This window comes from Bacteroidota bacterium (genome assembly GCA_018692315.1).
GTDB lineage: Bacteria > Bacteroidota > Bacteroidia > Bacteroidales > JABHKC01 > JABHKC01.
In genome coordinates this window covers 12179-27244 of the sequence record JABHKC010000004.1, presented here as the reverse complement: position 1 = coordinate 27244, position 15066 = coordinate 12179, and the positions used below count along the sequence as shown (strand labels likewise).

Genomic DNA, 15066 nt, shown 5'->3' with positions numbered 1-15066 from the left:
AAAACTAAAATTAATCAAAAATTATTAGCTAATATTTCATACCGTAGAATTTTTTCGTATAATTGTTTCCATGATTTTGAAATCTGAGAATGTTTATTAATATATTGATTATGAGAATAGGAATAATAATAGGTAGAATTGGTGGAGTTGACGGAGTTGCACTGGAAACGGAAAAATGGATAGAAATTTTTAATCGAATGGGGCACGAAACCTACATTCTTTCCGGACAATTTCAAGAAAGAAAATTAGACGCAAAAAATGAAACACTTATGGTAGAAATGTCGTTTTTTTCTCCTGAAAGCTATTGGGGGCAAAAAAAAGCATTTCATCATCCGGAAGTAAATATTGAAGAACTTCTTGAGCATATTGAATTTTATTCTGATAATATTGGAAATAAAATTGTAGAGTGGGCAAACGAAAACAAAATAGATATCATTCTCTCGGAAAATGCATCAGCATTGCCTGCACATCTCGAAATGGGGCTGGGAATAAAAAAAGCTGTTATTAAGCTTGGAATACCAACTATCACTCACGACCACGATTTTGCATGGGAAAGGGGCGGAAGATATGTTTCACCTCACAATGCAATCAATGAAATTGTTGCATGCGATTTCCCTTTACGACTACCTAATGTTTTTCATGCGGTAATTAATCTTCATGGTCAGAAAACATTGAAAGAAAGATTTAACAGAGATTCAGTAGTTGTACCAAATGTAATGAATTTTGATATTCCATTCGGACAATTAAGTCATAACAATCAGTTTTTGAAAAGAGATTTGGGACTTTCTGAAAACGATATGATTCTGTCGCAAATCACAAGAATTGTTCGCCGAAAAGGAATTGAGGTGGCTATAAAACTAATTTCACTTCTTGACGATAAAAATATCAAACTTGTGATAACAGGTAGCCAAGCCGACGATGAAGGTGCTATTTATTACAATGAACTAATCGACCTTATTCATCAATTGAAAATTCCTCGTCAGGTAATTTTTGCATCGCATATTGTGAATAATTATGGTTTGTCGAGCGGAAATACAAGAACCTATTCATTATCTGATGCTTATGCTCATTCACGTGCATGTACATATTTCAGTACATACGAAGGATTTGGAAATGCTTTTGTTGAGGCAATTTTATCGAAAACCGCCATTTTTGTAAATAATTACAAGCCTGTTTATATGCCCGATATTGGAAGCAAAGGTTTCAAAACTGTAATGTTGGAAGACAATAATCTTACCGACAAAGCTGTGGCAGATATGAAAGAGATAATTTACAACGAAAAATTGAATAAAGAAATTACAGAATATAATTTTATGCTTGGGAAAAAGCATTTTTCGTATGACACACTTCAAGAAAAATTGGAACTGTTATTAGAAAAAGCAAAAGCTTTATAGCAATTGAAAAAGTGAAGCTGAAATGGTAGTTTTTCACTTTCCTTTTGTGTAAAGTGTGCAATTATTAGACAATTAAGAAAATAGCAATGAGTCAATATTTGCCTTTATTATGATTTGTATGTTGAAAAATTTATTTCTCAAAATTTCAAATACAAAAATACCATATAGTAATTTATGAATATGATTGAAATGCAGAAAAATAATGTTTTAAAAGGAATTATCTTACTTGTTTTCATGTTTTTTATGAATAATAGTTTTAGTCAAAAAAACAAATTAGCATACAGAGATATTTTAAATGTAAATGCTGATACTTCTTTATTGAAACTTCTCACTATCGACGGACCTAATGGCCCAATTTTAAACCCTGATTTTGAGTATATCGACAACATTAGAATTGAAAGATTATTATATTTTTCAGATACAAATTTAATTAGCGGCTATCTTGTATTTCCAACAAATTCTGGCAAGTTACCGTGTATAATTTACAATAGAGATGGTTTTGGTAAATTTGGTATGATTACAGACGAATTTGCCATGAAAGAATTAGCAACCATTGCAAGTTGGGGATACCTTGTAATTGCAAGTCAATATAGAGGATCTGGTAGTGATGAAGGTATTGATGAATTTGGAGGAAATGATATTAATGATGTCCTTACATTGATTGATGTATTAAAACAAGTTAATGAAGCTGACACTACAAAAATTGGAATGTACGGTTGGCATAGAGGCGGAATGATGACTTATTTAGCATTAAGCAAAACAGATAAGATAAAAGCTGCATTCGTAGGTGGTGGATTGTCAGATTTGTTGTATAATGCAATGGCTGGAAATGATAGTGTAGAAACCGTTTATCCGGAAATTATCCCCGATTTTATTTCAATTTCAGAAGAAGCAATGAAACAACGGTCTGCTGTTTACTTTTGTGAAAATATTTGTAAAACTACATCCATTTTACTATTGCATGGAACTGCCGATAGTTTGGCAGCACCACAAACGGTTTTGAATCTTTCTGGCGAGTTTTTGAAAAATAAAATTCCGCACAAACTGATTATGTACGAAGGTGGTACCAATAAATTACCAGAGTATAAAAAAGAAGTTAATATGGAAATAAAGAAGTGGTTTCACAAATATCTGAAAAATTGAGAATTTTATTATAAAAATTGCCTCTAATCAAAATTCAAACTTTAATTAACTCAACTTTCTGAGCACTTGTAACATTCTGACAATCAGCTCTAGTAATTTTTGATACATTTAACAATAAGAGAGTTGCGAATTCCATTTTTCATCTATACTACTAGTTTTGTTCCACCTATGTTGTTATGGGTAGAAAAAATGAGCCTGATTTTGTTGTCAATTTCATTTTTTCGATAATTGTTGAAATTATTTTTTCTAATTCTATTGATAGGTCTAATATGTGAACCAATATTTCTATAAGCTCCAATATTAAAGCTTTTATCCGGTCTGCAAATATCTGTTCAGTAATTGAGTCTTTGCAAGTTTCAAAGATACCTCCAATAGTCTCGTATTTTTCAATTCTTTTGTAAAGAGCAAGTATTGTGTATTGGATAAAGCATATTGTGGTTGCAGCAATTTGTGTATCAAAGTCTCTACTCTGATTTTTGCCCAGCCCTAAAAGCTGTTTGCATTCTTTGAAAAACACTTCAATAGCCCACCTGTTAACATACATTTCATAAGCTTGCGTAAATGTTAGTGCCGTATTTGTTGTAACCAGTAGTCTCCATTTTGACCGTTTTGTAAGCCTTGTGAAAAATAGTTTAAGTTTAAATCCCTTGTATTCTACTTGAAGTTCAATATAATACACTTTATGTTTTTTCGAACGTATGATATTTTTTCTATTTTGCTTTTTTCGCTTCAACAGGTCTTTTGCATTGAATTCTCCATCTGCATATGAATATTTTCGTTTATCCATCTTGCACATTGAAAGAATATGTATTGCTCCGTTCTTTATATTTCTAATCTCACTTATCATATTCTCACATATAAACCATGAATCGGTTAAAAGATATTTAGCTATAATACCATGGTTTACTGAACGTTTTATCATCTTAATCAGACTCTTACCCTTTTTTGTACGCATCTCTCTTTTTCGCTTTGCTCCATGACTTGCCGGATTTCGGTCTTTCTTGTATTGTTCTTTTCGCTGTTTGCTTGTTAAACCATAGTTTTTCTTTTTGCCTTTTTCGTTGTGCAGAGAAAAATCAAGTGGTATAAAACTTTTACCATCACTATAGCCAAGTGTAAGCACTTTGTATGCAAATACATGCGTGTGGCTTACATGGTTAAAAACTCTACTTAGACATTCAAAAAACGGTGTGCTTTTTTCCATGTCAGAATCATCTACAATAAAATATGTGAGGCATTCTGATATGCTGTTTTCATTTACCTTTTTGATAAAACGTTTCGCAAAATTCACTAACAATCGTCTCCAATTAATATTTGAATCACGTAATGTGTCGTACAGACAGTCCTTCTTTCCTTTATAAAATACCTGATAATGAGAACTGAAAACCTTATGGATATTTTTTGCTCCGAGAAAAGGCATCAAAATAAGCATTTGCAACAGATTTGTATAAGAATATCCTTTTGTTTTAAAACCAAAAATATCTCTTGTAATAGATTTGGAGGAGAATACAGAAAAAATGTTAATCAGGTTTGAGATTGCCTGTGTAGAATTGTTAAAATAACTTGTAAACTCAAATAATTTTTGACTATCTTTGATGTGTAGCATATTTCCTATCTTTTGGAATTAGTAACTCCCTCAAAGATAGTTCTTTGAATTTTAATATGCTACTTTTTTTTTAAACTTTTTTATTGATTATCAGACGCTAAGAAAAATAGTGAAATTACTTCCGAAACTTGAGTAATTAATATGCAAGTTTCGGTATGTAAAAATTTGATGCCGAAACTTACATTTTCGTCTTTAGATTATATTTTCTCCAAAGCCTGCTCCAAATCGGAAATAATATCTTTTACATCCTCTATTCCCACAGAATAACGAACTAAACTATCAGTAATTCCGGATTCGAGCTTATCTTCAGCAGATACTGCTGCGTGAGTCATCGACGCAGGATGTTGAATTAAAGTTTCAACACCTCCAAGAGAAACAGCCAGTTTTGCCAAATGTACATTATCCATAAGAACAACGCCTGCCTGATATCCTCCTTTTACTCCAAAACTTATCATGCTGCCAAAGCCAGTCATTTGTTTTTTAGCTAATTCATGTTGCTCAAACGACTCTAAGCCTGGATATTTTATCCATTCAATTTTTGGATGTTTTTGAAGATACTCTGCTATTTTCATTGCGCTTTCCTGAGCTTTGTCTATTCGCAATGATAAGGTTTTAACTCCTCTATTCACTAAATATGCCTGATGAGGATCCATATTTCCGCCCATATAAACCATTGTTTTTCGCATTTGGTTATATATAGCCTCATCTTTTGCAATTAATGCTCCACCTACAATATCTGCATGACCATTAATAAATTTTGTTAAAGAATGTAAAGAAACATCTGCCCCCAAATCAAGCGGTTTTTGCAAATATGGGCTCGAAAATGTATTGTCAACAACAACCGTAATTCCATGTTTATGAGCTATTTTACATGCTTCCTCTATGTCGGTCAATTGTATTGTTGGATTTGCAGGTGTTTCTAAATATATAAGTTTGGTATTTTCTTTAATTGATTTTTCAATTAATTCGAGATTGGATGTATCAATAAAACTTGCTTCAACTCCAAATTTCTCGAAATGACTTTTTATAACTCCACGGCTTGGTCCGTAAACTGCACCTGTACTAACCATGTGAGCTCCCTGATGAAGAAATGCCATATAAACTGTTGTAACCGCTGCCATGCCCGAGGCGAGAACAATTCCTCGATATCCATTTTCGAGTTCTGCCAGTTTATTTTCTAAAGCATCAATTGTAGGATTACCTATTCTTGTATAGATATATCCTTTTTCCTTTCCTGAAAAGCAGTTGGCACCGTGCTGTGCATTCTTAAAAGCAAAAGTTGATGTTTGATAAATTGGTACAACTGCACTACCAAATTCGTCTTTGAAATCGCCACTGTGGATTAGTTTTGTGTTAAATCCTGAATTTTTAGTATCCATTTATTATTATTTAAAAATTATTAATTATGAACATATGTGCAAAATTACTCAAATTATTTCTATGTGAAAGAAAAATTGAATATTAATATTTTATTTACAATGTAAATATTTATCAACCAATTGCCTAATCTCGTCGGCATTTCCAAAAAGTGTTTCACTTAGGTTTTTGTCGTCATACGATTTTAGCATTTCAATAATATTATCGATTGAACCTTTAGAGAAAACAGAGTTTTTTTCGAAATACTGTCGGTATTTGTCAAGAGCTAAAGCAGATTCCCAACAAGATGTAGGTAGAGTATCAAGAGATGCTAATTTTTTGGCATTTTCTTCATTAAAAATATTCACATCAACATATAGGTCTTCTGCTTTTTTCAATGAATCTTTCATTTCCAGACCATGTTGTGCGGCTATTACCAAGCCTGAAAGTAAGTAGTGAATATCTGCTGAACCATCCGGAGCCCTAAATTCAACAGTTTGTTTCGAACTTGCTCTCAAAGCAGGCGATTTGTCTTGAGGATTAGCATCGAAAATCATGTTTGTTACGCCTATCCAACCTAATGGAACTCTTACCAGAACCGAACGATTTCTATCACCCCAACAGATATTTGTAGGTGCTTCCTGATGAGGAACCAAACGCAGATATGAGGTAGGAATAGTGTTTCCAAAAGCTGTTAATGGTGCAGCAAGGTCTAATAATCCTGCAATTACTTTCTTCGAAATATCGCTCAATTTGTTATTTTCAAGCATCAAATTTTTGCCATCTTTTTCTATCAGCATATGGATATGTAAGCCACTTCCTGCTTTTCCTACAGTAATTTTTGGAGCAAAACTAATTCTTGCTTTATACTTGTCGCCAAGCATTCGAAGTATCCATTTAGCAATAACCAACTGGTCTGCTGAATCTTCTACGTCCTGTGGTAGAAATTCAATTTCGTGTTGCTCAAACGATTCTTCATTTGTAGTAAAATTTCCAACTTCGGAATGTGCGTATTTTATTTTTCCACCCGATTCTGAAATTATTTTTAATGCTTCGATACGCAAATCTTCCCAATTAGTAAAGGGCGGTGCAGAATGATAGCCTCTTTGATCGATTGCCGGATAACGATCATATTTTTCGCTCATCACGTAATATTCCAATTCTCCCAGAGCTTTGAATTTGAATCCTGTGGCATTTTTAAATACCTGGTGTGCTTTTTTCAGAATATACTCTGGTGCGCTTTTCAGTGGTTCGCCTGTATTAGTATAAAACGAGCATAAAATATCTAATGTGGGCACCTCGGCAAACGGATTTACAAATGCAGTTCTATATTTTGGAACAACATATAGATCGCTAGAACCTGTGCCAATATATGAAAACAAGCTTGAGCCATCAACTCTTTCGCCCTCTGTCAAAATTGTATCTAAATGTTCCAAACTGGTGATTACAAAATTTAAAGTTTTAAGCTTTCCATCTCCAGCAATATATCTGAAATTTAACATTTCGATATTATTATCCACAATAAATTGAATTATATCATCTTTTGTGAATTGACTTGCTGCTTTTTGTAAATGTTTAACAAGTTTGTTAGGATTCATTTTTATTTCATCTGCTCTCATTTTATTATATTTTGTTGTTAAATGCACAAAAAATCAAGTATCAATAAAAATATTTTAAAACTCCAAAATTAGTTTTTTTATTCAATACCATATATTCTAAATTGAAATTATCTGTTGCCAAATTTTTAATATTTTATTTTGAAATTTTTAATAATAAATTTAATGCCTTATTCTCAACTAAAATGCTGAATTTCATTTGTTTCAGATAGTTTGTGAAATTAAATTGCATCTCTCGGATAGATGATTTAGAACTTGCATAAAAAGGGCTATATAAAAATAATATATGTTGAACTGAAAATTATTATTCCTTATAAATCATATGCAAATTATTGAATATGTCAACTTTTCAATATATTTGCGAAAAAATTGTATATATGAACTTTGTGGTATTTATCAGCGGCGGCGAAATTTTTGTCATTCTAATTGTAATACTGTTGTTGTTTGGATCGAAAAAATTGCCTGAAATTGCCAAAGGTTTTGGGAAAGGAATGAAAGAATTCCGCAAGGCAACAAACGATATCAAGCGTGAATTTGAAAATGAATCAAAAGTAGTTGATGACATTAAAGAAATATCAAAAACAATTAAGAAAAATAGTAATTTATAAAACCAATAGATAAAACCTTATATCTGCATTATGGATTACATTTTACTATTTGTAGGCATATTGACACTTTCTTTCAGCGGCAACTTCCTTGTTAAAGGAGCAGTGGAATTATCAAGAAATCTAAAATTGTCAACATTAGTAATTGGAATTGTAGTTGTATCTTTCGGAACATCCATGCCCGAACTTGTGGTAAGTGTAGGCGCTGCAATAAATAGTCATCCAGAAATTTCGGTTGGAAATGTAATAGGTTCAAATATTGCAAATATTGCTTTGGTTTTAGGTCTGACATCTTTAATTATCCCTATTCCGGTAAAAAAATCGACAATCAAAATTGATTGGAATATAATGCTTTTGGCAAATCTTTTACTTATCGCTTTTCTTTTAGATTCGAAATTGGTTTTTTGGGAAGGTTTACTTTTTGTAATATTACTCCTTTTATATATCTTAATGTCTCTTCATATTTCTCGTCGAGAGACTAAAAAAAACAATGAATCTAAGAAACCCGAATATTCATTAGGATTATCAATTGTTTTTATATTAATATCATCGGTAGGTTTGGTTTTTGGTGCCGAATGGTTGATTAAAGGTGCAACAGGAATTGCAGTAGGTTTAGGAATTTCCGATTTAGTAATATCTGTTTCTTTAGTAGCTTTTGGTACTAGCGTTCCCGAATTGGCAACTTCAATAATTGCAGCCCTTAAAAAAGAAACAGACATTTCAATCGGTAATATTATTGGCTCAAATATCTTCAATGTTTTTGGGATTCTCGGTATTACCAGTGTTATTAAAAACATACAAATAATCAATGATAGCTTATACTTAAATTTGTATTGGATGCTGGGAGCTTCGTTTTTATTGTTGTTTTTTTTGATTCCTTTTGGAAAAAAAATCTCCTCTAGGTTTATGGAAATAGTTTACTTTGTAATTTACTATTCTACAGCAAAAAGTGGGATAATAAAAAAGTGGGAGGGAGCTATTTTTGTAGGCTTTTATGTGTTTTATATTGTATGGCTTGTAAATGGAAGTTTTTAAAGATATAGTAATAATAATATTTTCAATTTTTGCAATTTCGAAAGGAGCAATATGGTTGGTTGATTCGGCAGCCAAAATTGCTCGCCGATTTGAAATATCGGAATTGGTAATTGGATTAACAGTTGTTGCAATGGGAACATCTGCTCCCGAATTTGGTGTTACCATACTAGCAGCTATGAAAGGAATTGGCGATATTTCAGTAGGGAATATTGTAGGTTCAAATATTTTTAACCTTGGATTTATTCTCGGGGGAACAGCCGTTGTACATAGCTTAATGACAAATAAAAAGGTTATTGGTAGAGACGGAGGATTTTTATTTTTCGGAACTCTTTTGCTGACATTCTTTTTATGGGACTTAAGATTGAGTCAAATCGAAGGAATTATTCTTTTTTCGTTACTGATTGTTTATTTAGGATATTTATACTTCAGGAAAGAAATGCTTGAAGCACCTGCAGAAACTGAAAAACTTCGTTGGTTCGATACTCTTCTCTTACTATTAGGTTTTCTTATGGTCCTTGGCGGTTCGCATTTTCTTGTCGAATCGTCTATAGATATTGCAGAAGTTATGGGAGTTTCTAATTGGGTAGTTGCAGCCACAATTATTGCTGCCGGAACATCAGCCCCCGAACTTGCAACCTCAATTGTTGCTGCATTACGTGGGCATCACGGAATGTCAATAGGAAACTTGATTGGTAGCGATATATTCAACCTTTTTGGAGTTTTAGGACTTGCGGCTATTATTCGTCCACTTCCGGTAGAAGCAGCAGCACGACCAAATCTTTTGATGCTATCAGGAATGGTTTTTATTGTCCTTATTTTTATGCGAATTGGCTGGCGAATTAGCCGAAAAGAAGGAATTATCCTTATATGCTTAGGATTGGCAAGATGGGCTTGGACTTTTATTTAAAAGAAAAATTTATCCTGCTTTTATGAAATATTTGTAAATCTATGCTAATACCTATCGGGGACTTCTAAAAATAGTAAATTTCAAGGCGTAAGAAATTTGAAAACCGGAGTTTACTATTATAAATGAGGATTTTAAAATTGCGAAACAACGAAGAAATTTGCATTTTTAGAGGGCTCCTATCGTATATCGAATTTTCACCAAAGGATATGTCTAATTTTTCAAAATAACTTAAATAAATATTTTTTGCTAATTTCTGGCTTAAAATTTGTAATTTTCATAGATTTTAATTTAATTAATAATATTGAACTCAATAATGAGTTTATTTTATTTTGTTTAAGTGTATAAAAATATTTGAAAATAATTATTTACTATAACATACTACCATGAAATTTGGAAAAGTCTTAATTGTTGATGACAATATAGATATTTTATTTTCTGTAAAGTTATTGCTGAAAAAGCATGTCGAACTTATCCATACCGAAACCAACCCGAAACAGATACCTGAATTAATGAAAAATTTCAGTTATGATGTGATTTTGTTGGATATGAATTTCACAAAAGATGCCATTAGTGGGCAGGAAGGTTTTGATTGGTTGAAAAAAATCATTGAAATTGACCCGGAAGCTGTTGTGCTTTTTATAACAGCATATGGAGACACCGAAAAAGCTGTTAGAGCAATTAAAGAAGGAGCAGTTGATTTTGTTATAAAACCATGGCAAAACGAGAAATTTATTGCAACAATTTCTTCGGCAATAAAACTTCGAAAATCGAAAATCGAAAACCAAAATCTAAGAAGCAAACAAAAAGGTCTGATAGATGCAATTGATCAGCCTTTCAAAGATTTCATTGGAAAATCGCCTGCAATGATGCAAGTATATGCAACTATTAAAAAAGTTGCCGAGACTGATGCAAGTGTTTTAATCTTGGGAGAAAATGGCACCGGAAAAGAAGTTGTTGCAAGAGCACTTCACAGAAATTCTCGTCGTACAGATGATGTTTTTGTCAGCGTTGATTTGGGTTCAATTGCTGAAACTTTATTTGAAAGCGAACTTTTTGGACATGAAAAAGGTGCATTCACAGATGCGAAAAAAGAAAAGCCCGGCAGATTTGAAATATCAAGTGGAGGAACGCTTTTTCTTGATGAGATTGGAAATCTTTCTTTGCCATTGCAAGCAAAACTTTTGACAGTGATAGAACGCAGAGAAGTAATAAGAGTTGGTTCAAACAAATCTCGTTCTTTCGATATCAGATTGATTTGTGCTACAAATTCTTCTATACATGAGTTAGCCGTAAAAGATGAATTTCGGCAAGATTTACTATATAGAATTAATACCGTAGAAATTCAATTACCTCCTTTGCGGGAAAGGGTTGAAGACATTGCCTTATTAGCAGATCATTTTTTGAAAATCCAGGCAAAAAAATACAAAAAGAATGTAAAAGGAATTAGCTCTTCCGCCTTAAAAAAGCTTGAACAATACGCATGGCCCGGAAACATCAGAGAATTGCAACATGCCATAGAACGTGCAGTTATTATGACCGATTCGTCGAAACTCGAAAACGAGGATTTCATTTTATTATCGAAAACTAAATCGAATGAAGTAGAGCTTAAATCATATAATCTAGATGAAGTTGAAAAAAACATAATCAACAAGGTTCTCGCAAAAAACAAAGGTAACGTAAGCCATGCAGCAAAAGAATTAGGTTTAACCAGAACTTCATTGTATAGAAGATTAGAAAAGCATGGTTTATAAGAATTTTAAGCTTAATGTATTTCTTAAAATACTAATACTTTCAATTTTAATTTTTGTATTCATCTACCTATTATCGAATACAAAATTTTATACAACCTCCTTATTTGTAGGTTTACTAATTATTCTTCAGGTATATCTGATTTTTCAGTTTGTAACCAAAACCAACAAATTCTTAACTGATTTTCTCGAAGCAATTAAATATTCTGATTTTACGCGATCTTTTCGTATTGAAGGCCTGGGGTCGTCTTTCGACAATATGAAAGACGTATTCAATCGTGTAATAAAAGAGTTTCAAAAAATCAGAAACGAAAAAGAAGAACAATTTTATTTCCTTCAGAATGTAATTCAACATATCGAAATAAGCATGATTGCATACCGCAAAAATGGTGAGGTTGAGATGTTTAACAATGCTACAAAAAGATTGTTCCGGAAAACAGGTTTGAAAAATATCCGAGACCTTAGTGATCAAAGCAAAGAATTAGTCGATGCACTTCTGAATCTTACTTCAGGGCAACGATTACTCATAAAAATGAATGATAATAATGAAGTGCTACAATTGATTATTTTCGGTAAAGAATTTAAAATTAAGGACCAACTAATAATTCTTGTTTCTATTCAAAATATTCATAAAGAATTAGAAGAGAAGGAAATAGAGTCTTGGCAAAACCTGATAAGGGTGCTTACGCACGAAATTATGAATTCTATTACACCTATAGTTTCGCTAACTGCAACTGCTAATACAATTATAAATGAAACGAGAGAAAAGGATTTAGAGAAGTCGGATATTTTGAGCGAAAATCTTGAAGATATTCAATCGGCAATGCAAACAATTAATAAAAGAAGCACAGGTTTGATGCACTTTGTGGAGACATATAGAAGTCTTACTCGAATTCCTAAACCCGATTTTAAAATATTCTACATTAAGGAGTTTTTAGATAACATTTATTCATTGCTAGAGAGAGATTTGGAAAGACAAAATATTCAATTTGTTTTGAAAGTATTTCCTGAAGATTTAGAACTTGTCGCTGACGACCAACTTATGGAGCAAGTGTTGATAAATTTAATAAAAAACTCATGCGAAGCTCTGCAAAATGTTGAAAATCCGAAAATAGAAATTGATGTAAAACTTTCAGACAGAGGGCGATTAGTTGTCGAAGTTTCAGACAATGGCGATGGAATTTTAGAAAATGTAGTAGATAAAATTTTCATTCCATTTTTTACTACAAAAAGCGAAGGCTCAGGAATTGGACTAAGCCTGTCGAGGCAAATTCTGAAACTACATGGCGGCACAATTTCCGTAAATTCACAGCCAAATGAGGGCACTACAATGATTTTACGTTTTTAAATAGGTTTCGTAGAGATTGATCAAAATTCGTGTAGCAGTAGTAGAAAATATCATTTCAGTTTTTCTTAACAAAAAGCTGTAATTCAATAACAATAAATGACAAATATGTCGAAGAAAAAAAAAACAAAAAGTATAACAAAAATATATTTAAAGAACAAGATAGTTGCTATTTTTAGAAATGGTCCTTCAAAAACTTTTAACTACAAACAAATTGCAAACAAGCTAAATATTAGGGATTTATCTCAAAAGCAAATGATAATGGCTGTGCTTTCTGAATTGAAGGAAAGTGGCAGACTCGAAGAAGTTTATCGCGGCAAGTATAGAAATAAGGTGAGAGAAGGATATTTTGTAGGAACCGTGAATATGTCTGCAAAAGGTAGGGCTACTATACATTCAAATGAAATAAAAGAAGAAATTTTTGTGTCAGTGGCGAATTTGAACAATGCTCTGCACAAAGACCTTGTAAAAGTCTATTTGTTTGCACAACGAAAAAAAACCCAACACGAGGCAGAGGTAGTTGAAATTATAAAAAGAAACAAAACCAATTTCGTTGGGACTGTTGAAATTTCACAAAATTTTGCTTTTTTGATACCTGATAGCAAATTTATGCCATTCGACATTTTTGTTCCGCTGAAACTTTTGAATAATGCAAAAAACGGACAAAAAGCTATAGCAGAAATAATTGAATGGGAGGTGGGAGCCAAAAATCCACTTGGAAAAATTGTGGAACTTTTAGGAAATGCTGGCGACAATGAAGTAGAAATTCATGCTATTCTTGCCGAATTCGATTTACCTTATAGATATCCTGAGAATGTTGAAAAAATTGCAAATTCTATTCCCGAAAAAATTAGCGAAAGTGAAATTGCGAGCCGTCGGGATTTTAGAAATATTCCTACTTTTACCATTGACCCTATTGATGCTAAAGATTTTGACGATGCCCTTTCTATTGAAGAACTCGAAAACGGAAACTATGAAATTGGAGTACATATAGCTGATGTAACTCACTATGTATCACAAGGATCTGTTTTAGACAAAGAGGCATTTAATCGTGCAACTTCAGTTTATCTTGTCGATAGAGTTATTCCGATGCTTCCCGAAAAACTTTCAAACAAAATTTGTTCGCTTCGGCCAAATGAAGAAAAGCTTTGTTTTTCGGCAGTTTTTGAAATGGATAGTTCGGCAAATATCAAAAAGCAATGGTTCGGAAATACAATAATTAATTCGGATAGGAGATTTAATTATGCTGAAGCTCAACAAATTATAGACAATGACAAAGGCGTTTTTTGTAATGAATTGAAAATATTTGATGGATTGTCTAAAATATTAAGAAAAAATCGTTTCAATAACAATTCAATTTCTTTTGATAGAACAGAAGTGAAATTTGAATTAGACGAAAAATCTTTTCCAATTTCAATTTCATTTTGCGAAAATGAAGATACACATAGCTTAATCGAAGAGTTCATGTTGCTTGCCAACAAAAGGGTTGCAGAGATAATTTCAAAAGTTGATACTGGCAAAAAACCAAAAACATTTGTATATAGAATTCATGATTTGCCCGACCCTGATAAAATAAGCAATTTTTCGAAATTCCTGAAAAAATTTGGCTATGGCTTGAAAACAAATTCCGCAAATAATATTTCGTCTTCGCTAAACAATCTGTTCAAACAGCTTGAAGGAAAAAAGGAGCAAAATTTAATTGAAACCATTGCAATTCGAACAATGGCAAAAGCTAAATATTCTACCCAAAACATTGGACACTACGGACTTGCATTTCCATTCTATACGCATTTTACATCACCAATTAGAAGGTATCCTGATATTATGGTACACAGAATGCTTAAACATTATTTAGAAAATGGCAGGTCTTTATCTTCAAAAACCTACGAAGATAAGTGTAATCATTGTTCGGAAATGGAACAAAGTGCCGCAAATGCAGAAAGAGCTTCAATCAAATATAAAATGATTGAGTTTATTCAAGACAAAATTGGTGAGCAATTTTATGGGATTATTTCTGGAGTTTCGCCTTGGGGGATTTATGTTGAACTGCTTGAAAATAAAATAGAAGGAATGGTTTCCATCAGAAATTTAGAAGATGATTTTTATATTTTCGACGAAGCAAATTATTGCATCGTAGGGCAATATCACAAAAAAAAATACCAACTTGGCGACAATGTTAAAATTGAAATTGTAAGAGCAGACATAATTAAGAAACAAATTGATTTTGTTTTAAAATAATTTTAACAAAATATTGACAATATGATTTATTAGCATTAACTTTGAAAATGTTGAATAATTAAAATATATAGTC

The 15066-nt window shown here is 32.3% G+C and carries 11 protein-coding genes; 8 read left to right on the top strand and 3 right to left on the bottom strand.

The genetic code is table 11. The annotated features are described in order from the left end of the window. Positions 1-110: 110 nt before the first annotated feature. Both HN894_00250 and HN894_00245 read left to right on the top strand, forming a co-directional pair. Complete coding sequence (locus HN894_00250) at positions 111-1394, top strand: glycosyltransferase family 4 protein (GenBank protein ID MBT7141735.1); 1284 nt, start codon at positions 111-113, stop codon at positions 1392-1394. Positions 1395-1583: 189 nt separating this feature from the next. Continuing rightward, complete coding sequence (locus tag HN894_00245; GenBank protein MBT7141734.1) at positions 1584-2537, top strand: prolyl oligopeptidase family serine peptidase; 954 nt, start codon at positions 1584-1586, stop codon at positions 2535-2537. 166 nt (positions 2538-2703) lie between these two features. On the opposite strand, the gene HN894_00240 is transcribed toward HN894_00245, so the two are convergent. The 3 genes from HN894_00240 to HN894_00230 all read right to left on the bottom strand — a co-directional run bounded on the left by HN894_00240 (position 2704) and on the right by HN894_00230 (position 7118). Next, the gene (locus HN894_00240) at positions 2704-4143 is read right to left on the bottom strand and encodes a transposase (protein MBT7141733.1); all 1440 of its coding nucleotides are present in this window, start codon (positions 4141-4143) and stop codon (positions 2704-2706) included. A gap of 197 nt (positions 4144-4340) precedes the next feature. Beyond that, a complete protein-coding gene (locus HN894_00235) occupies positions 4341-5522 on the bottom strand; it encodes a PLP-dependent transferase (GenBank protein MBT7141732.1) in 1182 nt (393 codons plus the stop codon). Positions 5523-5612: 90 nt separating this feature from the next. Next, on the bottom strand, positions 5613-7118 hold the full coding sequence (locus tag HN894_00230) for a glutamine synthetase (protein ID MBT7141731.1): 1506 nt from the start codon (positions 7116-7118) through the stop codon (positions 5613-5615). A gap of 374 nt (positions 7119-7492) precedes the next feature. Between HN894_00230 and HN894_00225 the strand changes: the two genes are divergently transcribed. The 6 genes from HN894_00225 (at position 7493) to rnr (ending at position 14993) form a co-directional block, all read left to right on the top strand. After that, positions 7493-7723, top strand: coding sequence for a twin-arginine translocase TatA/TatE family subunit (locus HN894_00225; GenBank protein MBT7141730.1), 231 nt, complete (start codon positions 7493-7495; stop codon positions 7721-7723). A 30-nt stretch (positions 7724-7753) separates the two neighbouring features. Beyond that, positions 7754-8755, top strand: coding sequence for a sodium:calcium antiporter (locus HN894_00220; GenBank protein MBT7141729.1), 1002 nt, complete (start codon positions 7754-7756; stop codon positions 8753-8755). Next, positions 8742-9662, top strand: coding sequence for a calcium/sodium antiporter (locus tag HN894_00215; protein MBT7141728.1), 921 nt, complete (start codon positions 8742-8744; stop codon positions 9660-9662). Before HN894_00220 ends, HN894_00215 begins: the two co-directional genes overlap by 14 nt. A gap of 383 nt (positions 9663-10045) precedes the next feature. After that, on the top strand, positions 10046-11413 hold the full coding sequence (locus tag HN894_00210) for a sigma-54-dependent Fis family transcriptional regulator (protein MBT7141727.1): 1368 nt from the start codon (positions 10046-10048) through the stop codon (positions 11411-11413). Then, on the top strand, positions 11403-12758 hold the full coding sequence (locus tag HN894_00205) for a GHKL domain-containing protein (protein ID MBT7141726.1): 1356 nt from the start codon (positions 11403-11405) through the stop codon (positions 12756-12758). Before HN894_00210 ends, HN894_00205 begins: the two co-directional genes overlap by 11 nt. Before the next feature lie 105 nt (positions 12759-12863). Then, positions 12864-14993 carry a ribonuclease R gene (gene rnr, locus HN894_00200; GenBank protein ID MBT7141725.1) on the top strand — a complete coding sequence of 710 codons (2130 nt, stop codon included), beginning with the start codon at positions 12864-12866 and terminating at the stop codon, positions 14991-14993. Positions 14994-15066 lie beyond the last annotated feature (73 nt).

Bases quoted from the DNA above. Each gene is read 5' to 3' on its own strand.
- HN894_00250 (MBT7141735.1), top strand. From the start codon at position 111: ATGAGAATAGGAATAATAATAGGTAGAATTGGTGGAGTTGACGGAGTT.
- HN894_00245 (MBT7141734.1), top strand. From the start codon at position 1,584: ATGCAGAAAAATAATGTTTTAAAAGGAATTATCTTACTTGTTTTCATG.
- HN894_00240 (MBT7141733.1), bottom strand. From the start codon at position 4,143: ATGCTACACATCAAAGATAGTCAAAAATTATTTGAGTTTACAAGTTAT.
- HN894_00235 (MBT7141732.1), bottom strand. From the start codon at position 5,522: ATGGATACTAAAAATTCAGGATTTAACACAAAACTAATCCACAGTGGC.
- HN894_00230 (MBT7141731.1), bottom strand. From the start codon at position 7,118: ATGAGAGCAGATGAAATAAAAATGAATCCTAACAAACTTGTTAAACAT.
- HN894_00225 (MBT7141730.1), top strand. From the start codon at position 7,493: ATGAACTTTGTGGTATTTATCAGCGGCGGCGAAATTTTTGTCATTCTA.
- HN894_00220 (MBT7141729.1), top strand. From the start codon at position 7,754: ATGGATTACATTTTACTATTTGTAGGCATATTGACACTTTCTTTCAGC.
- HN894_00215 (MBT7141728.1), top strand. From the start codon at position 8,742: ATGGAAGTTTTTAAAGATATAGTAATAATAATATTTTCAATTTTTGCA.
- HN894_00210 (MBT7141727.1), top strand. From the start codon at position 10,046: ATGAAATTTGGAAAAGTCTTAATTGTTGATGACAATATAGATATTTTA.
- HN894_00205 (MBT7141726.1), top strand. From the start codon at position 11,403: ATGGTTTATAAGAATTTTAAGCTTAATGTATTTCTTAAAATACTAATA.
- rnr (MBT7141725.1), top strand. From the start codon at position 12,864: ATGTCGAAGAAAAAAAAAACAAAAAGTATAACAAAAATATATTTAAAG.